This is a genomic window from Thermobifida fusca NBRC 14071 = JCM 3263, from assembly GCF_001592045.1.
Classification (GTDB): Bacteria; Actinomycetota; Actinomycetes; order Streptosporangiales; family Streptosporangiaceae; genus Thermobifida; species Thermobifida fusca.
Genome location: NZ_BCWB01000022.1, coordinates 1 through 23,041, shown reverse-complemented (window position 1 = coordinate 23,041; position 23,041 = coordinate 1). Strand labels below are relative to the sequence as shown.

General features: G+C 68.5%; 16 protein-coding genes and 1 pseudogene. 5 read left to right on the top strand and 12 right to left on the bottom strand.

Annotated features, from left to right (window positions below; translation table 11 throughout):
• Positions 1-8: 8 nt before the first annotated feature.
• The gene (locus tag TF1_RS04845) at positions 9-866 is read right to left on the bottom strand and encodes a DUF6807 domain-containing protein (protein WP_011292134.1); all 858 of its coding nucleotides are present in this window, start codon (positions 864-866) and stop codon (positions 9-11) included.
• The gene (locus TF1_RS04840) at positions 863-2,017 is read right to left on the bottom strand and encodes a Gfo/Idh/MocA family protein (protein ID WP_016188784.1); all 1,155 of its coding nucleotides are present in this window, start codon (positions 2,015-2,017) and stop codon (positions 863-865) included. The genes TF1_RS04845 and TF1_RS04840 overlap by 4 nt, the downstream gene beginning before the upstream one ends.
• 162 nt (positions 2,018-2,179) lie before the next feature.
• Here TF1_RS04840 and TF1_RS04835 point away from each other — a divergent pair, with 162 nt between their 5' ends.
• Positions 2,180-3,700 (top strand): aldehyde dehydrogenase (NADP(+)), encoded by a 1,521-nt coding sequence (locus tag TF1_RS04835; protein WP_016188783.1) that lies wholly within the window; start codon positions 2,180-2,182, stop codon positions 3,698-3,700.
• Positions 3,701-3,879: 179 nt separating this feature from the next.
• Here TF1_RS04835 and TF1_RS04830 read toward each other — a convergent pair whose 3' ends face one another.
• Positions 3,880-5,214: a Gfo/Idh/MocA family protein gene (locus TF1_RS04830; RefSeq protein WP_011292131.1), complete on the bottom strand. Its 1,335-nt coding sequence runs from the start codon at positions 5,212-5,214 to the stop codon at positions 3,880-3,882.
• A 490-nt stretch (positions 5,215-5,704) separates the two neighbouring features.
• Between TF1_RS04830 and TF1_RS04825 the strand changes: the two genes are divergently transcribed.
• The 3 genes from TF1_RS04825 to TF1_RS04815 are packed head-to-tail and all read left to right on the top strand — an operon-like array spanning position 5,705 to position 8,891.
• Positions 5,705-6,679: a carbohydrate ABC transporter permease gene (locus tag TF1_RS04825; protein WP_061783681.1), complete on the top strand. Its 975-nt coding sequence runs from the start codon at positions 5,705-5,707 to the stop codon at positions 6,677-6,679.
• A complete protein-coding gene (locus tag TF1_RS04820; protein WP_061783680.1) occupies positions 6,669-7,544 on the top strand; it encodes a carbohydrate ABC transporter permease in 876 nt (291 codons plus the stop codon). Before TF1_RS04825 ends, TF1_RS04820 begins: the two co-directional genes overlap by 11 nt.
• Positions 7,545-7,562: 18 nt before the next feature.
• The gene (locus tag TF1_RS04815; protein ID WP_011292128.1) at positions 7,563-8,891 is read left to right on the top strand and encodes an ABC transporter substrate-binding protein; all 1,329 of its coding nucleotides are present in this window, start codon (positions 7,563-7,565) and stop codon (positions 8,889-8,891) included.
• A gap of 111 nt (positions 8,892-9,002) precedes the next feature.
• Here TF1_RS04815 and TF1_RS04810 read toward each other — a convergent pair whose 3' ends face one another.
• The 5 genes from TF1_RS04810 to TF1_RS04790 all read right to left on the bottom strand — a co-directional run bounded on the left by TF1_RS04810 (position 9,003) and on the right by TF1_RS04790 (position 16,838).
• A complete protein-coding gene (locus tag TF1_RS04810; RefSeq protein ID WP_016188779.1) occupies positions 9,003-11,024 on the bottom strand; it encodes an acyltransferase family protein in 2,022 nt (673 codons plus the stop codon).
• A gap of 275 nt (positions 11,025-11,299) precedes the next feature.
• On the bottom strand, positions 11,300-12,205 hold the full coding sequence (locus TF1_RS04805; protein WP_016188778.1) for an SDR family oxidoreductase: 906 nt from the start codon (positions 12,203-12,205) through the stop codon (positions 11,300-11,302).
• Positions 12,202-13,140 (bottom strand): alpha/beta fold hydrolase, encoded by a 939-nt coding sequence (locus TF1_RS04800; protein ID WP_011292125.1) that lies wholly within the window; start codon positions 13,138-13,140, stop codon positions 12,202-12,204. Before TF1_RS04800 ends, TF1_RS04805 begins: the two co-directional genes overlap by 4 nt.
• Entirely contained in the window at positions 13,137-14,663 is a 1,527-nt protein-coding gene (locus tag TF1_RS04795; protein ID WP_011292124.1) for a flavin-containing monooxygenase, read from the bottom strand. The genes TF1_RS04800 and TF1_RS04795 overlap by 4 nt, the downstream gene beginning before the upstream one ends.
• A 279-nt stretch (positions 14,664-14,942) precedes the next feature.
• Positions 14,943-16,838 (bottom strand): ABC transporter ATP-binding protein, encoded by a 1,896-nt coding sequence (locus TF1_RS04790; protein ID WP_011292123.1) that lies wholly within the window; start codon positions 16,836-16,838, stop codon positions 14,943-14,945.
• 824 nt (positions 16,839-17,662) lie between these two features.
• Here TF1_RS04790 and ctaD point away from each other — a divergent pair.
• Positions 17,663-19,375 (top strand): aa3-type cytochrome oxidase subunit I, encoded by a 1,713-nt coding sequence (ctaD, locus tag TF1_RS04785; protein WP_061783679.1) that lies wholly within the window; start codon positions 17,663-17,665, stop codon positions 19,373-19,375.
• A 60-nt stretch (positions 19,376-19,435) separates the two neighbouring features.
• On the opposite strand, the gene TF1_RS04780 is transcribed toward ctaD, so the two are convergent.
• The 4 genes and pseudogenes from TF1_RS04780 to TF1_RS04765 all read right to left on the bottom strand — a co-directional run.
• On the bottom strand, positions 19,436-20,359 hold the full coding sequence (locus TF1_RS04780) for a sulfite exporter TauE/SafE family protein (RefSeq protein WP_011292120.1): 924 nt from the start codon (positions 20,357-20,359) through the stop codon (positions 19,436-19,438).
• Between the two features lie 167 nt (positions 20,360-20,526).
• Positions 20,527-21,876 (bottom strand): LLM class flavin-dependent oxidoreductase, encoded by a 1,350-nt coding sequence (locus TF1_RS04775; RefSeq protein ID WP_061783678.1) that lies wholly within the window; start codon positions 21,874-21,876, stop codon positions 20,527-20,529.
• A 25-nt stretch (positions 21,877-21,901) separates the two neighbouring features.
• On the bottom strand, positions 21,902-22,747 hold the full coding sequence (locus tag TF1_RS04770; RefSeq protein WP_016188775.1) for an ABC transporter permease: 846 nt from the start codon (positions 22,745-22,747) through the stop codon (positions 21,902-21,904).
• Positions 22,740-23,041 (bottom strand): annotated as a pseudogene (locus TF1_RS04765) (ABC transporter ATP-binding protein); the annotation flags it as partial. The pseudogene TF1_RS04765 and the gene TF1_RS04770, both read right to left, overlap by 8 nt.

The window sequence follows — 23,041 nt, the reverse complement described above, 5'->3', positions numbered from 1 at the left end:
ACCGAAGGTCATGGACGCTTCCGGGCCGCGTCGGCGAGCGCAGCCGGGTCGGGGCAGCCGTCGGCGATGACCGTGGTCACCTGCCGTTCCAGGGTGCTCCCCGCGGGGACGGGGAGCCTGCGGGACCAGGCGAGGGCTGTGCCGACGCCGGGGTATTCCGCGGCCCGCAGGAACCACGGGTCGCGTTCCGGGCCGTCCTGGGTGAACACCAAGGTCCAGGCGCGTCCTTGCGGGGAACGGCCGACCAGCGCCAGCCAGGCGGCGCGGGAGCCGTGCAACTGGTCTTCGGTGTCGAGGCCGGGGCCGAAGACCCGCGGCGGTTCTGCGGCGATCGGAGCCCGCCAGAAGAAGCCGCCGTAGCCGGCCCGGGGACGCCCGTTGGTCGCCGGGCTGCCAATGCTCAGGTCCCGTCCGCTGGTGTTGCACAGCCGGGTGGCGACGTCGAGAGCCCACGCGTCGGGGCTTATCGGACGCGCGGTCCAGGAGCGTTCCTCCCGCAGTAGTTCTGTGCCGTCCGGCGCAGTCCACGACACCAGTTCCACGAGGTGTGCGTCATCGACTGTGATCCAGGACACGTGGTGCTGGCGGCCGTGGTTGTCGAGCATGACGGAGCCGCGGTCCCGGGTGAAGGTGCGGCCACCCCAGAAACTCACTCCGGACACGTCGGCGACCGCGATGCTGACCCCCAGGTGGTGCCGGTGGTCGTCGGGGTAGACCTCGGTGACGGTGGTCTGGCCGAGGGTGGTGACAGGGTGCAGGTAGGGGCGAGGGGAGAGGGTGGGGGCGACGTCGGAGCCGTCGCAGTAGCGGGCGACGACGGTGCCGCACACCGAGAGGGTTGCTGGAGCTGGGGTCGGATTGGTCACGGGGCCACCTCGGTCATCGATGCCCAGGGGGCGTCGAGTTCGGAGAACAGGGCGATGTGGGAAGCGCTGCGGTGGACAAGCTCGTCGATGCCGGACACGATGCGGCGGGTTCCTTCCGCGGTGACCGACACCTGCTGGGCCGACTCGGGGATGGGACGCGGGTCGGGCGCACACCGGACCGCTTCCAGGACGGTCATGAAGCCGCGCGTGGCCTCGGGCGGGACGAGGAGCGGCACTTCCCGGGTGATGTGGGCTACCAGGTTCTCCATGAGGCCGGTGCGGGGATACACCGTGGTGACGGGGTCGGCGCCGTCCCGGTCGAGAGTGACGCGGTCCAGGGTGTATTCGAAGATGATCCTCCCCGTCTCCCCGTGTACTACGAGCTGGGGCGGGCGATGTTCGGCGGCGCACAGGGTGACCGCGATCGAGATTGGCACGCCGGTGGAGGAGCGGAACCGCACGCACGACGTGTCGTCGCTTTCGATGGCGTGGGCGTGGAAGAGCTCCAGTTCGATGGGGCCGGACACGGCCCCCTCAGCGTCGGCGACGGCCAGGGCGGTGATGATGGCGTGCGCGAAGGGGTTGGTGAGGGCCCCGTCGACCACGTCGCGGCCGTCCAGTCGGCGGCGGCCCGCCCACGCGGCGCGCTCGTAGTAGGCCGAGGTGCGGATCCAGGTGCCCGCCCCGCCGATGCCGCGCACGGCGCCGATTGCCCCGTCGGCGATGAGACTGCGCACGGCTGCCACAGCGGAAGAGCCGAGGCTTTGGAAACCCACCTGGCAGGCCAGGCCGGAGAGGGCCACGGCCGTGCACAGCTCCTCGAACTCGGCCAGCGTGGCGGTGGGGGGTTTCTCCACCAGCAGGTGGGAGCCGTGTTCGAGGGCGGTCCGGGCGAGCGGCAGGTGGGTGTGGATGGGGGTGACGAGGATGGTGATCGCGGCGCCGGTGGTGCGCAGCACGTCGGAGAGGTCGGGGGAGTAGGTCACCGACCCGAAGCCGTCCAACAGGGAGGGGGGTACCGGACGGGGGTCGCACACCCCCACCAGCCTGACAATCCCTTGTTCGCTGAGGCGCTGCAGGGTGCGCAGGTGGGAGCGGCCGTGCCCGTGCACGCCGGCGAGGACGACCGGGATGGGGAGGGTGGGGGTCATCGCGGCATCACCCGAGGTCCGCGAAGGGGAATCGGCCTGGGGTGTGTGGCGGTGACGGTGTTCACGACATCGACTCCCTTGGCTGCTATCGTCAATGGAAAGCGCTTGCCCAATGTAGGCGGCGCCGGAATGCCATGTCAACGAGAGGACGTGCAACCGCCCATGGCAGACGTCGTCAGCATCGACCCACGCACCGGCACGCCCGTGGAGACCGTGGCCGCCACCACCGGCGACGCCGAGGTGGATGCGCTGTGCCGGGCCGCCGCGCAGGCCGCCCCCGTCCTAGCCGCCATGTCCCGCGCTGAGCGGGCCGCGCTGCTGCGCGCTGTAGCCCAGGCCTTGGAGGCGGAGCGCGCGGCCATCGTCACGGTCGCCGACCGGGAGACCGCGCTGGGCGAAACCCGCCTCAATGGTGAACTCACCCGCACCTGCTTCCAGTTCGAGCAGTTCGCCGCCGCCCTCGAAGAAGGCTCCTACCTGGAAGCCACGATCGACCACGCAGCGGACACCCCCATGGGGCCCCGCCCCGACCTGCGGCGTATGCTCGTGCCCCTCGGCCCGGTCGCGGTCTTCGGCGCCAGCAACTTCCCGCTCGCCTTCTCCGTGCCCGGTGGGGACACCGCCTCGGCGCTCGCCGCGGGCTGCCCGGTGGTGGTGAAAGCACATTCCTCCCACCCGGCGACGTCGAAGCTCTGCTACGACATCATGGTCCGCGCCCTGCGGGAGGCCGGGGCCCCCGACGGTGTCCTCGGCATCGTCTACGGGCAGCAGGCCGGGGCCGCCCTGGTACGTCATCCCGTGATCCGGGCCGTGGGCTTCACCGGATCGCTCCGCGGCGGGCGGTTCCTCTTCGACCTCGCCTCCTCTCGCCCCGACCCCATCCCCTTCTACGGCGAGCTCGGCAGTATCAACCCGCTCGTCGTCACCCCGGCAGCGGCTGCCGCCCGGGCACAGGAGATCGCCGAAGGAATTGTGGGCTCCTTCACCCTGGGCGCGGGCCAGTTCTGCACGAAGCCGGGGCTGGTCTTCCTCCCCGACGATGCGGCAGGAAAACAGGTGGGCGAGGCTATTGCCGCGGCCGTAGCCGAGCGGCAGCCCGTGGTGCTGCTCAACGCCGCGATCCAGCGAGACTACCTGGCCCGCTGGGAGCAGACCGCCGACGACCCCGCGGTGCGCCGCCGTGCCGAAGGCGCCCCCGCCGACTCCGCCGGCTGGAGCGTGCCGGTGCGGCTGCTGGAGACGAGCGCCGAAGAGCTCACCGTCGCCGCCACCGAGGAGTGCTTCGGCCCCGTGACCGTGCTCGTCACCTACCGCGGTCTCGACGACCTGCGCGCGGCCCTGGCGAAGGTGCCGGACTCGCTCACCGCCACCCTCATCGCCGAAGACGACGAGGAGTTCGCCGACGAGGTGGCGCCGGTACTGCGCGCTATGGCCGGCCGCCTGGTCTACAACGGCTACCCCACGGGAGTGGCGGTGAGCTGGGCGATGACCCACGGCGGGGTGTGGCCTGCGACGACCAACGCGCTGCACACTTCGGTGGGCATGACCGCGATGCGCCGCTTCCTGAAGCCGGTGACCTGGCAGAACGCTCCGCAGCGGCTGCTTCCCGACGAACTGCGGGACCACCCGGAACACCCGGTGCCGCGCCGGGTGAACGGCCGCCTGGTGCTGCCGGAGCACTAAAGGGGCGCTGCGCAGTGCCCAGGGCTGCTCGGCACCTCGCCGGGCAGCCCTGGAGGCGCTGTCCCGGATGAAATGAGCGGCCGACAGGCGAGGCGCCCCCGGCGGCGGCCACTTCCACCGGGGGCGCAGGGATCCCGCGCCTCAGGAGGGGACAGCGGCGCGGGACTCTCGGGTGCGGGCTAGTCGTGCAGGAGCGTGTCCACCACCACGGGGGCGCCCGTCTCCATCGACTTGTTGGCGGCAAGCCCGGTGAGCAGGGCATAGGCGCCGTCGTTGTGGTCGGGACGGATACCGTCGTCTCCGCCGCCGAACAGCGAGTCGAGCATGCGGATGTCGCCGCCGCCGTGCGAGCCTTCGCCGACCGCGACGGGGATGTTCTGCGGCGGCTCCCAGTGGGGGCGCAGGGTCAAGGTGGCAGTGGTGTTCTCCTTGGGGGCGGGCATGCCCCGTACCGGTGTGGTCTCGTCCTGGTGCGGCGAGGTCCACGGGGATTCGGTGACGTCAAGCTCGAGGCGGCCCCGGCTGCCGGTGATCGCGAGTCGGTAGCCCTCCCAGGGGGCGTAGGCCACCAGGTGGTAGGTGAGCTTGACTCCCGAGGCGTAGCGCACCAGCACCGACATGTCGTCTTCGATGGTGATGCCGGGGCCGAAGACGTTGAGGTCGCGCCGGTAGCCGTCCTCGTGCTCAGCGTCCAGGTAGAGCTTGGTGAGGTCCGCACTGTCGCGCAGGTGGAGGGCGAACGGGTCGTTTTCGGCCGCGGGGCTGTTGTGGGCGCGCTCGTAGTCGGCGGCTACCCCGTGGCGGCGGCCGTTCTCCGGCCCGTAGAAGAACAGGTCGCCCCAGGCGAAGACTTCGGTGGGACGGGAGCCGATCCACCAGTTGACGAGGTCGAAGTGGTGGCTGGCCTTGTGCACCAGCAGGCCGCCGGAGTTGTGCTTGTCCCGGTGCCAGCGGCGGAAGTAGTCGGCCCCGTGGCGCAGGTCGAGCAGCCATTCGAAGTGGACAGAGCCGATCTCTCCGATAACGCCGGAGCGCAGCAGGGTGTGCAGTTGGCGGTGGACCGGGTTGTAGCGGTAGTTGAAGCCGACGGTGACCCGACCGCCGGTGCGCTCCTGGGCGGCGTAGATGCGGCGGCAGCCCTCAAGGTCGGCGGTCATCGGTTTTTCCGTGATGACGTCGCGGCCCGCGTCCAGGGCGGCCACGATGTAGTCGGCGTGCAGCCGGTCCACGGTGCACACGATCACCTCGTCGACCGCCTCAGCGTCGAGCATCCGGGTGAAGTCGTCGGGGTGGTAGGTGGGGACCGGGTCGTATCCTGCCTGCGTGACGATTTCGTTATGCACGGCCATCCGGGTGCGGTTGGGGTCGCATAGGGCGACAAGACGGCCGCGGTCGGCATGGGTGGTGACCAGGGCACGGGTGTACATCCGGGCGCGTGACCCGGTGCCCACGATCGCGTAGCGGCGTGGTGCGGGAGAGGGTTCGACTCCTGGCTGTGGTGTGTGTTCGTTCACGCTCCATATGGTAAACGCTTTCCATGACTCTGTGCAGAGGGAGGTGGGAGAAGTGCGGCAGAACCCCGGATTCCTGCGGGAAACCCCCTCTTCACGATGGTTCTCGGTTTTCCAGGTAGGGATACCGCTTACCTCGACCGGGAGGTCGAAAAGGGCTGGCGCGGGGATGCGGGGCACGGAGTGTGCTGAGATGGTTTCTCACCGCTGCACACGCGTCCGATCAGGGATTTTGCTGAACATCCGAGGAAAAGAGGAGTTTTTCTGTTGGTCAAATCGTTGACACCCTCGTCACCCGGTGCTAGAAACTGAACACCATACCTTATGGATAGCGCTTACCAAGCTCGCTGCAGGATAATCCCAGAGTGGTTTTCTGCACGTTCGTCCCAGAGCACGTTCAGCCAGTAGATGGGCGGTTCCACGTTATGAACCCAGACCTGGTCACCGGATCTACCGCCGTGCCGGGGGCGGGTTACCTGGACGGTGAGGCGCCATGAGCGCGCTGCTGCAGCGGCGTCCCGTCACGTCCGGGTCACCTCCCTCCGCCGCACCAGCCACACCTCCGCAGCCGAAGCCGCGCCGTTGGGCTCCCCGCAAACTCCGCGAGACGCTCACGGCCTACGGCTTCCTCCTACCCTGGTTCATCGGGCTCTTCTGCATCACGCTCGGGCCGATCCTCGCCTCGCTGTACTTCTCCTTCACCGACTACAGCCTCATCGGCGAGCCCTCCTGGGTCGGTCTGGACAACTACCGGAGGATACTCGACGACGAGCGGCTGCACACCTCGATGAAGGTCACCTTCATCTACGTCTTCGTCTCGGTGCCGCTCCAGCTCGCCCTGGCCCTGGCCCTGGCGCTCGTGCTGGACCGGGGAGTGCGTGGCCTGTCGATCTACCGCTCGGTGTACTACCTGCCGTCCCTGCTCGGCGGCAGCGTCGCCATCGCGATCCTGTGGCGGCAGATCTTCGGCGCCAACGGCCTGATCAACCAGATTCTCGGGTTCTTCGGAATCCAAGGGGAAGGATGGGTCTCCCACCCCGACTACGCGCTGGGCACCCTCGTGGTCCTGAACGTGTGGACGTTCGGCGCGCCCATGGTGATCTTCCTCGCCGGCCTGCGGCAGATCCCCACCATGTACTACGAAGCCGCTGCCGTGGACGGAGCCGGGCCCGTGCGCCGGTTCTTCACCATCACGATCCCCCTGCTCACCCCGATCATCTTCTTCAATCTTGTGCTGCAGATGATCAACGCCTTCCAGACGTTCACCCAGGCGTTCATCGTCAGCGGCGGCACGGGGGGACCGAGCGACTCCACCCTCTTCTACACGCTCTACCTGTACCAGAAGGGCTTCGGCGCCTTCGACATGGGCTACGCCTCGGCGATGGCCTGGCTGCTGCTGATGATCATCGGCGGGTTCACCGCAGTGAACTTCATCGCCTCCAAGTACTGGGTCTTCTATGGTGACTAAGACAACCGCGACTGCCACGGGACAGAAGAAGGCGCGCAACGAGCGGATCCGCCGCCTCCTCATCCACGCAGGGCTGGTCGCCTTCGGCGTAGTGATGCTCTACCCCCTGCTGTGGATGCTCTCCAGCTCGTTCAAACCGACCGAGGAGATCTTCCGCGACCCCAGTCTGATTCCCAGCACCTTCATGCCGGGGAACTACACCGAAGGCTGGACCGCACTCCAGCATCCCTTCCACCACTACCTGCTCAACTCGGCGATCGTGGTGGCCGGGGCGATCATCGGCAACCTCCTCGGCTGCTCCATGGCCGCCTACGCCTTCGCCAGGCTGGAGTTCTTCGGCAAGAAGCTGTTCTTCGCCATCATGCTGATGACGATCATGCTGCCGATCCACGTCGTGATCGTCCCGCAGTACATCCTGTTCGCCAAGCTGGACTGGATCAACACGTTCTACCCGCTGATCGTCCCCAAACTGCTGGCGACCGACGGCTTCTTCGTCTTCCTCATGGTCCAGTTCATCCGCGGCCTGCCCCGGGACCTCGACGAGGCGGCACGCATCGACGGGTGCGGGCATGTGCGGATCTTCCTGCAGGTGATCCTGCCGTTGTCCATGCCGGCCCTGGCGACCACGGCGATCTTCACCTTCATCTGGACGTGGAACGACTTCTTCAGCCAGTTGATCTTCCTCACCGACCCGAACATGTACACCGTCCCCGTGGCGCTGCGCACGTTCGTGGACTCCACGAGCCAGACCTCCTGGGGCCCGCTGTTCGCGATGTCGATCGTCGCCCTCGGTCCGGTCTTCGGCTTCTTCCTCGCAGGTCAGCGGTATCTCGTCAGAGGCATCGCCACCACCGGGATCAAATAAGTGAAGGGAACAGTGACGATGAGAGCAGAATCCCCCAGCGGACGCCCCTCAGTCCGCCTCCGCTCCCGGACCCTCCCTCTGGCCGCAGCCCTCACCGCGCTCACCATGGTCGTGAGCGGCTGCGGCGGCCAGGGTGGCGACAGCGCGGACGGTGTTGTCGAACTCCGGTTTTCCTGGTGGGGGTCGGATGAACGCCATGCGATGACCCAGGAGGTCATCGAACTGTTCGAGGAGCAGAACCCCGGGATCAAGATCGTCGGCGAGTACACCGACTGGGCATCCTATTGGGACAAGCTCGCCACCACGACCGCGGCGGGAGACGCCCCCGACATCATCACCCAGGAAGAGCGCTACCTGCGCGAGTATGCGGAGCGGGGTGCACTGCTCGACCTGTCCCAGTTGGACGGCCTGGACCTGTCCAAGATCGACCCGCTGGTCGCGGAGAGCGGCGACCTCGACGGCGCCACCTACGGGGTGGCGACCGGCGTCAACGCCTATGCGATCCTCGCTGACCCGCAGGCGTTCGCCGACGCCGGCGTGGACATGCCGGACGACGACACGTGGACGTGGGACGACTACGTCAAGATTGCCGCGGAGATCAGCGAGAAGAGCAACGGCGAGATCGTCGGCACCCAGGCCATGGGCTACAACGAGACCGGGTTCGCGATCTTCGCCCGCCAGCACGGCGAGTCCCTCTACACCGAGGACGGCAAGCTCGGCTTCTCCAAGAAGACCCTGGAGAAGTGGTTCCAGTACACGGTCGATCTTCTGGAGAGCGGAGCGCAACCGGGCGCGTCCGAGAGCGTAGAGATTGAGGCTGGCGGCCCCGACCAGTCGGTCCTCGCCACCAACAAGGGCGCCATGGCGCACTTCTGGACCAACCAGCTCGGCGCGATCAGCGCTTCCTCGGGCCGGGAGATCGAACTGCTCCGCTACCCCGGGGAGACCGAGCACGAACGCACCGGCATGTACTTCAAGCCGGCCATGTACTACTCCATTTCCGCGGGCACCGAGCACCCGGAGGAGGCCGCCAAGTTCGTCGACTTCCTGCTCAACAGCGAGGAGGCCGCCGCGATCCTGCTTGCCGACCGGGGCCTGCCCGCCAACGTGGAGGTCCGCGAGTCGATCGTGGACGCGCTGCCTGAAGCGGACCGCCGCAGCGCCGAGTTCCTCGCCGAGATCGAAGGCACGATCGTCGACGGCAACCCGCCGCCGCCCATCGGCGCTGGCCAGGTGGTCGACATCATCAAGCGCATCAACGACGACCTGATGTTCGGCCGGCTCACCCCGGCGGAGGCCGCGGACCGCTTCATCAAGGAAGTGGAAGACGCCACCAAGGCCTCTTAAGCCACTCCCTCCTCACTCCCTCCCCATGAGCGGGCCCGCCGCGTTCCTCCCACGCGGCGGGCCCGCACGTGTCCGGGCGGGGCCCTGCCCTCCGCCGAGGGCCGGACGCGCTCAGAGCACCTCTTCGAGCCGTTCAGCCAGGTCGTCGGAGAGCAGGCGCGAATAGGTGGCCGTGATGTGGTGGCTGTCCCGGTAGACGAGGACGTTGCCGATCACCGCCGGGCAGATGTCGTCCAGGCAGAAGCGGTCGCTCAAGTCCACGATCGGCGTGTCCACGTCGCCCTCCTCAGCCGCAATGACCTGCGGGTCCTCGCCGTTGAGCGCGCTGTCCCGCTCCCGGACGCAGGCTTCGACGTCCGGACTGTGCAGGTCGATGCACTCCACGATCCGGCTGCGGGTGGTGGGAGTGTCGCGCAGGGCCACCACGGTGATGCCCGCCTCGTCCAGAAGCTGCCACAGCGCGGACATGCCTTCGGCCACCGCGCGCCGGGCTTCCTCCTCATCGCCGTCCATGCCGTAGGGGGTCGCCTTGGCCCGCGAACTGGTGATCACGAAGTCCGGATCGAGTTTGTGCAGTTCGGAGAGGACGTTCTCGGTCCACAACTGGCACTGGGTGTAGGGGGTCTCCTCCCCGGGGCGGACGAGCAGGGTCGCGGTGAACGCACACGAAGACTTGGTGAACGTGTACAGCTGCCAGTCGCGGTCCTCAGCGATCTCCTGCAGTGCCGGGGACCAGTGGGCGGCGTGCGAGTCGCCCACCAGCGCCACCGTGGTCTCAGCGTCGTCAGGACCGTAGACGCACGGGGAGGGAAAGGTGTCCTCCTCCGAGGACTGGCAGCCGTCCTCGTACAGGTCGGGCAGGTCGTCTTCGGCGGTCAGCACCGAGGGGTAGGGCGGGGCGGTGAGCTCCTCAGGCCGGTCCTCCTCGTCCAGGGCCTGCGGCCCGAGGTGGACCTCCGGGTTGAATTCGACGGAGCGGATCTGCTGGACGTGGGAGTTGATGCCCCACGCGGTCCCGGACACCACGATGATCCCGGACAGTGCGAACGCCAGTGCGGTGCGTCCGGTGCTGAGGAGGCCGCGCATGCGGATCGGGTCCTCCACCGTGATCTTCGTCAGCCAGGCGAGGAGGATGGAGAGGGCACCCAGGGCGACGGCGGTCCCGAAGGACAGCTCTGTCTCGTTGAACATGCCCAAAGCAATCACAATGAGCGGCCAGTGCCACAGGTAGAGGGCATAGGAGATGTCGCCGATGAACCGGGCGGGGCGGGTGCTCAGCAGCTGCCCGGCGCTGTAGCGGCTCCTGCCTTCCCCCGCGGCGATCACCGCGGCCGCGCCCAGGACCGGCAGGGCAGCGGCGTACCCGGGGAACGCGGTGTGCTCGTTGTAGTAGACCGCGGCCACGCCGATGGCGACCAGGCCGGCCCATCCCACGGGGTCGCGCAGCCGGTCAGGCAGGTTCCACCGGGCGAGGACGACTGCTAGCAGGCCGCCTGCGGCCAGCTCCCACATCCGGGTGAAGGGGACGAAGTAGGCGGAGGTGGGGTCGGTCTGTGTCATCACCACCGAGCAGATCAGGGAGGCGGTGATGATCACGGTGATGGCGCCGCCCAGGACGAGTTCACGGCGCTGTTCGGAGAGGCGGGAGCGCAGCGCTGCCCAGCCCACGAACAGGAGCGGCCACACCAGGTAGAACTGCTCTTCCACCGCCAGGGACCAGAAGTGCTGGACCGGGCTGGGCGCTTCCTCCGCAGCCAGGTAGTCCACGGTCTGCGCGGCCAGCACGAAGTTTTCGATGTAGGCGGCGCTGGCAGCGAGTTCCAGCGCGGCCTGCTCCAGACGGGTGACGGGAAGCAGGAGGACCGTGGCGATCCCGGTGGCCAGGAGCACGAGGGTGGCCGCGGGCAGGATGCGGCGGACCCGGCGGATGTAGAACTGGCTGACCGAGATCCTGCCGTGGTCGTGGACCTCACGTAGCAGGAGGGAGGTGATGAGGAAACCGGAGATGACGAAGAAGACGTCGACTCCGACGTAGCCGCCAGGGAGGACGGCGGCGTTGAGGTGGTAGACGAGTACTAAGAGTACGGCTACCGCGCGCAGCCCTTGCACCTCGGGCAGGAAGCGCCGGGGCATCGGACGGGAGGGGCGTGCACGTGGAGGCACGGCGGGGGCATCCACTGACACGAGGTATCGCTCCAAGCGTCGGTCGGAAGCAGGGGCCAGTACCTGAGACGGTCTCCGCGTCGCGTAGCAGAACGTACTCGGAGAACAAGATCCTCTCAGAGTATGTTCAGAAAACTCTCATACATTACTCAGAAACGCACATCGGGGGTGGGGTATAGAGACGCGCCGACCCGGGTGGTGGACCATGTCACATGGGCCCCACCCGGGTCGGCGCACGCAGCCCTCTAGGAGGGTGAAGCGTTCCTGTTGTGCTGTGCTGCTACGTCAGCGGCACCGCCCTTGCCGACCGGGCGGAGGCGCTGGTTGCGGGTGGCGTTGAGCTTCGGCTCCAAGCGGGCCACCTCCCGGGAGCCCAACCGGGTCAGGAGCGGCGGCAGGATGCCGCGCACCAGTTGCATAGCGGGCAGCCACCGCTGCCCGTAGACGCGGGGAGCGCGGCGCACGATCCCGGCGACGAGGGCGTCGACGGTGCGCGGCAGCGGATAGGTGCGGTTGAGCGGCCACGGCAGGCGGCTGCGCAGTTCCCGCAGGGCCGTGTCGGCGTCGGCGCCACGCACCATGTCGGTGTCCGTCCAACTGAGGTAGGCGACCCCCACGTCCACGCCGCGGTGCGCGACTTCGACGCGCACCGCCTGGGCGAACGCCTCCACTCCGGATTTGCTGGCGCAGTAGGCGGACATCATGGGAGCGGGGGTCAGGGCCGCCAGGGAAGCGATCTGCAGCAGGTAGCCGCGGTGACGCAGGAGTGCGGGGAGGAAAGCGCGCGCAGTCGCCACACTCCCCAGCAGGTTGACTTCGATGACCCGGTCGAAGAAGACAGGGTCGGAGTCGAGAAACGGCCCGCCCACGGCGATCCCCGCGTTGGCGACCACGATGTCGATGCGTCCGTACCGGTCTTCGATCTCCCGGGCGGCTGCGGCGAGCGCTGCCCGGTCGGTGACGTCGACCTCCCAGAAACTGGACTCGGGGCCGCATGCTGCCGCGGTGGTGGCGAGCTCCTCCGGTTCCAGGCCGACGAGGGCTACGCGTGCGCCGCAGGCGGCGAGCCGGCGGGCGAGGAGCGCGCCCACACCGCGGGCCGCGCCGGTGACCACCGCGACTGTGCCGTCGGGGAAACGGTGCTTCGTCACTGAGCCTCCTCGAGGGGCGGGGCTGCGCTGTCGGTGGCGGCAGCCGGGGCGACGTGGCTGCGCAGCAGCTCCTGCAGTTCCGCGCTGACCTGCTCGGGGGCTTCGAGCGGGGTCATGTGGCCGAGGCCGGGCAGCAGGGTGAGCTTCTCGCAGGCGGGGAGGGCCTCGGCGAGTCGGCGGGCGTGGAAAGGCGGGGTGAGCCGGTCGGCGGTCCCCACGAGGACACGAGTGGGGATGTCGAGGCGGGGCACGGCAGCGGACAGGTCGAGGTCGCGGAGGACCGCCCCCCAGCGGGCGCGCGGCAGCGCCCGGCAGGCGTGGACCATGCGGACGCACAGGTCCACCATCTCCGGGGAGGAGCCGGGGGACATGGTGACGTAGCGCAGCCCGGCGCGGGTCAGCGGGGTGATCGGCCCGAGCGGCAGCGGAGCGGTGAGCAGCATCCGGTGGAAGGCGGAGCGCAAGAGAGACGGGCCGCCGACCACGTGGGCGCCGGGGACCAGCTCGTGGCTGCCGGTGCTGGCGAGCAGCGCAGCCGCCACCCGGGAGCGGAATTCGGGCCGGTCCGCTGCGGCCATGAGGGTCATGCCTCCCATGCTGTGGCCGACGACGGCGACCCGGGTGCCGCGGGGGACTGTGGCATGCAGCACTGCGCACAGGTCGTCGGCAAGAGCCGTGGTGCTGTAGCCGCTGCGGCGCGGAGTTTCGCTGCGCCCGTGCCCGCGCTGGTCGTAGAGGACGGCGCGGATGCTGTCGCCGAGGACACGCAGGATGGGGAGCCACACCAGGGTGGAGCAGGTCCAGCCGTGGCTGAACACCACGGTGGGGGCGTCCTCGGGGCCGTGGACTTCAGCGTGCAGCATGGTGCCGTCGGCGGAGCGCACACGTAGGACGCGGGTGGGGCGGGGCGGGCGGAGTGTGTCGGGGAGTCTCACACTACCTCCGGTGCGGTCGGGGCGGACGGTGCAGTGGGGGTGCGGGCCGGGAACAGGTGGTATTCGGCGGGGTCGATCCGGCGGGTGGCGGCGCGGAAGCTGAGGGTGGAGCCGGGCCACAGGGTGGTGTTGCAGCCGCGGGCATCGAGGTACCAGCTCGCGCAGCCGCCCCGGGCCCACACAGTGCGCCGCATCCGCTGCTGGAGCCGGGCATTCCATGCGTCTTGGGCGGAGCGGCGAGGTTCGAGCGCTGCGCTTCCGGTCGAGTCGAGGTGGCGCAGGGCGCTCAGGATGTAGTTCAGCTGGGATTCGATCATGTAGATCATCGAGCTGTGGCCCAGCCCGGTGTTGGGGCCCACGATGAGGAAGAAGTTGGGGAATCCGGTGACCGTGGTGCCGCGCAGGGCGCTCATGCCGTCCCGCCAGTGGTCGGCGAGCGATCGTCCCGCGCCGTCGTAGATACGGTTGGCGATCGGCATGTCGGTGACGTGGAAACCGGTGGCGAAGACGACGGTGTCCACGTCGTGGGTGGTGCCGTCGGCGGCGACCAGGGTGCTGCCCCGCACTTCCTGCAGACCGGAGGCGACTACGTCCACGTTGGGGCGGCTCAGCGCCGGGTAGTAGTCGTTGGACAGCAGGATGCGTTTGCACCCCATGACGTAGTCGGGGGTGAGTTTCGCGCGGAGTTCCGGGTCGCGGACAGCGCGGCGCAGGTGGGCACGGGCGACGACGGTGGCGGCTTGAAGCAGGGCGGGGTAGCGCACGAAGGCGCCGACCATGGATTCGCGGGTGAGGTAGACGCCTGCCCGGGCGAGTTTCTGGGTGGCGGGAATGGTGCGGAACAGCCACTGCTCCAGGCGGGTGATGGGACGGTCGGCGCGCGGCATCACCCAGGCGGGGGTGCGCTGGAAGACGACGAGCCGCTGCACCAGGGGCTGGATGGCGGGGATGATCTGGATGGCTGAGGCTCCGGTGCCGATCACCGCGACGCGTTCGCCGGCAAGGTCGTGGTCGTGGTTCCAGCGGCTGGAGTGGAACACCTGTCCAGGGAAGCCGTCCAGGCCGGGGATGTCGGGGATGACGGGGTCGGCGAGCGCCCCGGCAGCGCTCACCAGGATGTCGCAGGTGTAGGTGGTGGCGGTGGTGCGGACGGTCCAGCGCAGCTGGGCAGGGTCCCAGCGGGCTTCCACGACCTCGTGGCCGGTCCGGATGTGGGGACGCAGGCCGAACCGGTCGGTCACGTCCTCCAGGTAGGCGCGAATGTGCGGCTGGCCGGAGAAGCTGCGCGGCCAGTGCGGGTTGGGGGCGAAAGAGAACGAGTACAGGTGGGAGGGAACGTCGCAGGCGCATCCGGGATAGGTGTTGTCGCGCCAGGTTCCACCGACGTCGCCGGCGCGTTCCAAGATGACGAAGTCGGTCTGGCCCGCCTGGCGGAGGCGGACGCCCAGTCCGATCCCGCCGAATCCCGATCCGATGATCGCGATCCGCACGTGGGGCGCTGCGGGCGTTGCCGTGGAGCCCATAGCACTACCTCTCGTCGATGACCATTGAAACAATGAGCGTTGTAATGTTTGAGCGTAAACCATGACAATGCTCATTGGAAGATTTGAGTCACGCTTGACCGAGGTGCAGATCACATCTTTGTGGGGGTGGGGTGCCCGGTGGTGTCCGCCAGCCTCGGCTGTCGGGGTGCACAACGGTGCCGCCAGGAAAGAACGCACCTGAACTGCGGGGATACGGCTTTCGGAAGCCACCCTAGGGCGAGCTGAGGCGTTGTAGCCACGGCCTGCGGGAGAGAAACCTCACGCATACGAGCCGTCGGCGGCCTGCCCCCCTGCGGGCTGCGCGAACTGGGTCCAGTAGAGCTGCGCGTAGCGGCCGCGCGCGGCGAGCAGTTCGACGTGGGTGCCTCGTTCCACGATCCGCCCGTCCTCCACCACCACGATGAGGTCGGCGGTCTGGACCGTGGCCAACCGGTGGGCGATCACCAGCGCGGTGCGTCCCGCCAGTGCTTCGGCGAGCGCCTCCTGGACCTGTGCTTCCGAGTCGGCGTCCAGGTGCGCGGTGGCTTCGTCCAAGATCACTACGCGGGGCCGAGCCAGCAGCAGCCGGGCAAGGGCGAGCCGTTGGCGTTCCCCGCCGGAAAAGCGGTAACCACGCTCACCCACCACCGTGTCGAGACCGTCGGGCAGCGCCGCGACAAGGTCAGCAGCCCGTGCCCGACGCAGCGCCTCCCACAGCTCCTCCTCACTCGCCTGCGGCCGAGCCAGCAGCAGGTTAGCGCGGATGGTGTCGTGGAACAGGTGCCCGTCTTGGGGCACCATGCCCACGGTGGCACGCAGGGACGCAAACGACAGGTCCCGCACATCGACCCCGGACAGCCGGACCGCGCCCTCGTCCACGTCGTAGAACCGAGCCAACAGGTGCGCAATCGTCGATTTTCCCGCCCCCGAGGACCCGACCAGGGCTACCAGCTGCCCCGGTTCCACACGGAACGACACACCGTGCAGCACGTCCGCTCCGCCGCGCGCCTCCAGCTGCGCCACCTCCTCCAAGGAGGCCAGCGAAACCTCGTCCGGGGCCGGATAGGCAAACCGTACCCGGTCAAACTCCACGGACACCGGCCCCTCCGGCACCGTTCGGGCAGCCGCACGCTCTTGAATGAGCGGTTCCAGGTCCAGGACCTCGAAAACCCGCTCAAAGCTGACAAGCGCCCCCATCATCTCCACTCGCGCATGCGCCAGGGCCGTCAGCGGAGCGTACAAGCGGGTCAGCAGGAGGGCGAGCGCCACCACCGCCCCGGCATCCAGGTGGCCGCGCAGCGCAAAAAAGCCACCCAGCCCGTAGACCAGCGCCAACGCCAGCGCGGAGACGAGGGTCAGCGCGGTGAAGAACACGTGCTCCAGCATGGCTTGGCGCACTCCGATGTCGTGGACGCGCGTGGCTCGGGCAGCAAACTCCGCCGACTCCCGCCCTGGGTCCCCGAACAGCTTGACCAGGGCTGCCCCGGGAGCGGAGAAGCGTTCGGCCATCCGCGTGCTCATCGCCGAATTGTGTTCGGCCGCCTCCCGCTCCAGCCGGGCAAGGCGGAAACCCACGCGGCGCGCGGGCAGCACGAACACGGGCAGCAGGACCAGTGCCGCCACCGTGACCTGCCACGACAGCCCCACCATCACTACCAGGGTCAACGCCAGCGTCACCACGTTGCCCACCACACCGGACAGGGTGTCGCTGAACGCCCGCTGTGCGCCGATGACGTCGTTGTTCAACCGGCTGACCAGAGCACCCGTGTGGGTGCGGGTGAAGAAAGCGATCGGCATGCGCTGTACGTGGTCGAAGACTGCGGTCCGCAACCGCAGGATGAGCCCTTCACCGATCCGCGCCGACAGCCACCGCGCGACCAGCCCCACCCCCGCCTCGGCCAGGGCGATACCGGCGATGAGCAGCGCCCATCCCCCGACAACGCCGATGGGGGCACCCCCGACGATGCCGTCGACTGCCTGGCCTGCGACCACCGGGGTCGCCACCGCCAGCACCGAGCCAAGCACGCTGCACACCAGAAAAGAGCCCAGCAGCGCCGCGTGCGGGCGGGCGAATCCCCCGATCCTCCGCAGGGTGGCCAAGGACAGCGGGCGCCGCTCCTCAGGGGCCTGGGTGGTGTGGTACAGCGCGTGCCACGCCGTCATCTCCATGCTCATGGAACGGGCACCGACCTTTCAGCCAGAAACAGGAATGGGGCGGGCGAGGAAACCACGCCGTGACCGACGCGCGGCAGCCTAAAACCTCAACCAAAGTTGAGGTCAAGGTTTTGGGCGGCAGGGAAAGACACGGTCGAAACCTGGTCATGGCAGGCAGTGCCTCCGCTGCCGGCGGACACTGACCGGGCACGCTGAGGCGTGGCAGGCGGGTCGATGCCGCTGAATTTGGTGGCGTGCCAAGGGTTTGGCCGCCCACGCCGGGGATAGTCCGGACGCCATGACCCAGATCGCGTCGGGGACGCTGGCAGAACGGCGAAGCGTGGAGGGCATCGACACCGTCACCGAACTGCTCGACGACGGCAGGAGCAGACACGTGACCAGGTCGTGCTGCGACGGAGACCGCAGCTTCGTCCGCCCCGGCCCGGGCTGCAGCGGATGCAGGCCCGAGCGCGGACAGGCCGCCATGGACAGGCGGCCCACCCCGGCCTCCAGCAGGGAACCCCTGCCAGCCCAGGACAGCCGGCTCGGCTCGCCCAGCCCTGCAGCGTCCGCTTTCCCGCGGACTCCGCTGCGTTTCGCCGAGCGGGGGCCGTCTCCAGTGACAGTGCCCCAGCCACCCAGTCCACGAAGCAGCCGGGAGCAGCGCACCCGATTTCGGACCGCAACGGTCCCGCACCGGGCGATGCTCCCGCGTCCCACAACGCCGCCCACCAACCGGCAGCCGAGTCCGCTGGGTGCTCCTTCAAGGCGAGCCCGCACGGCCGTATGCGCCGCAATCCCTGTTCCGGGACCGCAATGATGCAGAGAAAGGGTGAGTGACGACCATGACTGCCTCAGACGTGGTGCAACCGACCACCGCGGCACCCCGGAAACGGCCCAAAGGGGCGGTCCTCGCCTCATGGCTGTCCGCCACCGACCACAAGGTCATCGGCTATCTGTATGTCGCCACCGCGTTCTTCTTCTTCCTGGCGGCCGGCATCATGGCGATGCTGATCCGGGCCGAACTGTTGTTCCCCGGCCTGCAGTTGATGAACAACGAGACCTACAACCAGTTGTTCACGGTGCACGGCGGCGCCATGCTGCTGCTGTTCGCCACACCCATGTTCGCCGGGTTCGCCAACCTCGTCGTGCCGCTGCAGATCGGCGCCCCCGATGTGGCGTTCCCGCGGCTGAACATGTTCAGCTACTGGCTGTTCTTGTTCGGCGGCCTCACCGTCCTCCTCGGATTCGTCACCCCCGGAGGTGCGGCGAGCTTCGGCTGGTTCTCCTACGTGCCGCTAGCGGACGCGGTGCGGTCCCCGGGCATCGGGGGTGACCTGTGGACGCTCGGCCTGATCGTCGCCGGTCTGGGCACCATCCTGGGGTCGGTGAACTTCATCACCACGATCCTGTGCATGCGCGCCCCCGGCATGACCATGTTCCGCCTGCCGCTCTTCACCTGGAACGTGCTGTTCACCGGGATCCTGGTGCTGCTGTCCTTCCCCGTGTTCACCGGGGCGCTGGTCGGGTTGGCCGCGGACCGGATCGTGGGGGCGCAGGTGTTCAACCCCGCGGTGGGCGGCCCGGTCATGTACCAGCACCTGTTCTGGTTCTTCGGCCACCCGGAGGTGTACATCATCGCGCTGCCGTTCTTCGGCATCGTCACCGAAGTCATCCCCGTGTTCAGCCGCAAGCCGCTCTTCGGCTACAAGGGCATGGTGGGGGCGACCGCGGCGATCACCGGGCTGTCGATGACCGTGTGGGCGCACCACATGTTCCCCACCGGCGCGGTCCTGCTGCCGTTCTTCTCCTTCATGACCTTCCTCATCGCGGTGCCGACCGGCGTGAAGTTCTTCAACTGGATCGGCACCATGTGGCGCGGCCAGCTCACCTTCGAAGCGCCGATGCTGTTCGCTATCGGTTTCCTCGCCACCTTCCTGCTTGGCGGCCTCACCGGGGTGATCCTGGCCTCCCCGCCCATGGACTTCCACGTCACCGACTCGTACTTCGTGGTGGCCCACTTCCACTACACGGTGTTCGGCACTGTGGTGTTCGCGATGTTCGCGGGCTTCTACTTCTGGTGGCCGAAGTTCACCGGCAGGAAGCTCAACGAGACGCTGGGCAAGTGGCACTTCTGGATTCTGTTCCTCAGTTTCCAGGGCACGTTTTTGGTACAGCACTGGCTGGGTGCGGAAGGCATGCCGCGCCGCTACGCGGACTACCTGCCGTCGGACGGGTTCACCCTGCTCAACCAGATCTCGTCGGTGTCCGCGTTCATCCTGGGCGCGTCCACACTCATCTTCCTCTACAACGTCTGGTGGACGGCCCGCCACGGCGAGAAGGTCCACGGAGACGACCCGTGGGGCTACGGCGCCTCCTTGGAGTGGGCGACCTCCTGCCCGCCGCCGCGGCACAACTTTACGTCGCTGCCGCGGATCCGCTCCGAGCGGCCCGCCTTCGACCTGCACCACGGCCACCGGCTGCATCCCACGCGGGAACCCCTGGTGGGCCAGCAGGAACGAGTCCAGCAGAAAGACGAAGGCCAGGAACCGTCCTGACCTGAGGGAAATAGCCCGCGGGGCACCGCTCCGGCAGGGTCCCCCGCCAGCGAGTGGGCGTCAGTCTTCCACCGGCGCGGGGCGGGGGACCGGCGGCGTCTCTATGACGGCCGCGGCACGCTGGTCGGCCAGGTGGGCGCGGACCGACCAGGCGACTGCGCCGAGCCAGACCAGCCAGATGATCGCGTATATCGCGGTCTGGGTCGGACCGGAGACAGCGACCCAGTCGCTATTGAGAATGGTGCGGGTGTTGGTGAGTAGGATCAGCCCGCCGACCGCGGACCCCAGGACTCGCGGCGGGAAGACCCGGACGATCCACGCGGCGATGGGAGCCGCGACGACACCGCCGATGAGCAGCGCCACCGCCCAGCCCAGGTTCACTCCGGCAGAGCCGAGTCCGACGAGGAATCCGGCGCTGGCAGCGAGGGCGACGAGGAACTCGCTGGTGTCGATGGAGCCGATGACTTTGCGGGGCTCGATACGCCCGCTGGCGAGCAGGGCGGGCGTGCCCACCGGACCCCAGCCGCCGCCTCCGGTCGCGTCGACAAATCCGCCGAACAGGCCCAGCGGGACGAGGAAGCGCCGGCGTACAGGCTTGTTGAGGTCGCGGGTGGACACCCCCCAGGCGGTAAAGCGGATGAGGATGTACACCCCGAGGACCAGCAGGATCGCCGACATCACCGGCTTGGCGGTCTCCGTGGACAGGCTGCTCAAGAAGGTCGCCCCAGCGAAAGCCCCGATCGCCCCCGGCACAGCGATCCGGCCCACCACTTTCCAGTCAACGTTACCGAGCCGCCAGTGGGCGATACCTGACGCGAGCGTGGTGCCGATCTCCGCCAGGTGGACCGTAGCCGAGGCGGCAGCCGGATTAGTACCGATGAGCAGGAGCAGGGTGGTGGAGGTGACGCCGTAGGCCATGCCGAGACTGCCGTCGACGAGTTGGGCGAGGAAGCCCGCTAGTGCCAGGAGGACCAGGGCACGCATGGGACGGACCTTTCGGGTCGGGAGGCGAAATGATTCTCGACTAATTTAGTCGGTTTTATGGGTTGGAGGAACCTGTTTTCCGTACGAACCGCGGCCATGCCCGGCTGCGCGCCCGCTCAGGGAGCGGCCTGCCGCATTGCTGCTGCGGCAGGCCGCGAAGGGAAGGATTAGACCGCGACCTGTGCGCCGGAGGAACGGGTGAAGACTCCGGCAGGCCGTTGCAGCCCGTAGTGCTCCCGCAGGGTCCGTCCCGTGTAGTCCGTGCGGAACAGTCCGCGCTCCTGCAGGATGGGCACCACCGTGTCGACGAAATCCTCCAGGCCTCCGGGCAGGTAGGGAGGCATGACGTTGAACCCGTCGGCTGCTCCCTGCGTGAACCACGTCTCCAGTTCGTCGGCCACCTGCTCAGGGGTGCCCGCGAACGTGCGGTGGCCGCGCCCTCCGCCGAGCCGGGCGATGAGCTGCCGCACGGTGAGCGACTCGCGCTGGGCCAAGTCTGCTACCAGTTGGAATCGACTCTGGTTGCCGCGGATTTCGTGCACCGGCGGAAGCGGCGGCAGCGGGGCATCCAGGGAGTGCTCGGTCAGATCCATCCCCAGCATCTGCGATAGCTGCCGCAGCGCGTAGGCAGGGGAGATGAGCTCCGTGAACTCTTGCTCCAACGCTTTGGCCTCGGCCTCGGTATCGGCGATGAACGGCACGATTCCCGGCAGGACCTTGAGCTCATCGGGGGAACGGCCGTGGGCAGCGAGCCGGCCCTTGAGGGCGGCGTAGAACCGCTGGCCTTCCTCCAAGGTCTGCTGCGCGGTGAACACGGCCTCCGCCCAACGGGCCGCGAAGGCGATGCCGTCCTCGGAGGAGCCTGCCTGAACCAGCACCGGGCGGCCCTGCGGAGGCCGCGGGCTGTTGAGCGGCCCCCGGATGGTGAACCGATGCCCGGTGTGGTCGACGCGGTGGACCCGGGAGGGGACGGCGAAGGTTCCGCTCGCCTCGTCCAGCACGATCGCGTCGTCTTCCCAGCTGTCCCACAGCCGGACTGCGGCCTCGAGGAATTCGTGGGCGCGCGCATAGCGCTCCCCGTGCTCGGGGATCTGGTCGAGGCCGAAGTTCGCTGCCTCGTCGGCACCACCGGAGGTGACAATGTTCCACCCGGCCCGGCCGTCGCTGATGTGGTCGAGCGACGCGAACGCCCGGGCCAGGGTGAACGGGTGGTTGTACCCCGTGGACGCGGTGGCGATGAGACCGATCCGCTCGGTCACCGCGGCGATCGCGGCCAGCAGGGTGATCGGTTCGAAAACCGTGGTGACGTTGTGCTCGAGGCGGTGCCCGACCGCCAGGGTGTCGGCGAAGAAGACCGCGTCGAGCTTGCCGCGCTCGGCGATACGTGCCAGCTCCTGAAAGTGCGCGGCGTCGAAGATACGGGACGCCTCCGTACGGGGGTGCCGCCACGCGGCCTCGTGGTGGCCGACGCCCATAAGGAAAGCGTTGAGGTGCATCTGCCGTTCAGCCTGGGGCATGACTTCTCCTGTTCGTGTGGATGGGTTAGACATGGTCGAGGCGCCAGCGAGAGAAGCGCCGTTCCAGGGACACCAGGAGCTGGTTGAGGAGCAGGCCTACCGCGGCGATCGCGATGATCCCCGCGTACATGTGGGTGATCTGGAAGTTGAGCTGGGAGGCTTGGACGAGGTAGCCGAGCCCGGAGCGGGCCCCCACCATTTCTGCGGCCACCAGGACGAGGATCGAGGAGGTGCCCGCCATGCGGATCCCCGTGAACACGGAGGGGACTGCGGCGGGCAGGACCACTTTGGTGAACACGCTCACCGGTGAAAAGCCGAGGGAGACCGCGGCCTTGACCAGCAGCGGGTCCACGGTGCGTACCCCTGTGATGGTGTTCAGCAGGATCGGGAAGGTGCACGCGTAGACCACCAGCGCGATCTTGGACGTCTCGCCAATCCCGAAGAGGAGCACGAAGACCGGGAGGAGGGCCAGTGCCGCGGTGTTGCGGAACACTTCCAGCAGCGGGGCGAGCAGGTCGCAGACTGGCCGGTACCAGGCCACCAGAATGCCGAGCGGGATCGCCGTGGCCACGGCGATGAGGAATCCGGTCAGGCCCCGGCCCAGACTCGCGGCCACATGCTCTCCCATCTGGCCATTGCGGACCAGGACGAGGAGAGTGTCGAGCACTTCGCTCAGCGGCGGCAGGAAGACGCGGTCCACCAGGCCAAGCCGTGGGGCCAGCTCCCACAGCAGCAGGAAGGCGGTGGGGGCAGCGCAGCGTCTCGCCCCCAGCGCGGCCAGCCGGGCGAACTGCCCGGTGGGTGGTGATGCGGGCCGGTCCTGGCCGCGCGGGTGGGCGGCGGGGGCGGGGGGAGCGAGCGTGTCAGTCATGAGGGCGGTCCTTCCACGAGGGGACGGTCCGTTCGAGTTGCTGGGCAGCGGTCACCTCGCCGCGCAGCTCCGCCCAGACGGCGTGCCGGTACCGCCGGAAGGCCGGGTCGGAGCGCGGGTCCTCTGCGACGCTGCGGTCGAGGTCGATGTCGAGCACGGTCTTGATCCGCCCGGGTCGCGAGGTCATCACAGCCACCCGCTGGCCCAGGTAGACCGCTTCGTCGATGCTGTGGGTGACGAAGAGAATGGTTTTGCCGGTGCGCTCCCAGATCCGCAGCAGTTCGTCTTGGAGCG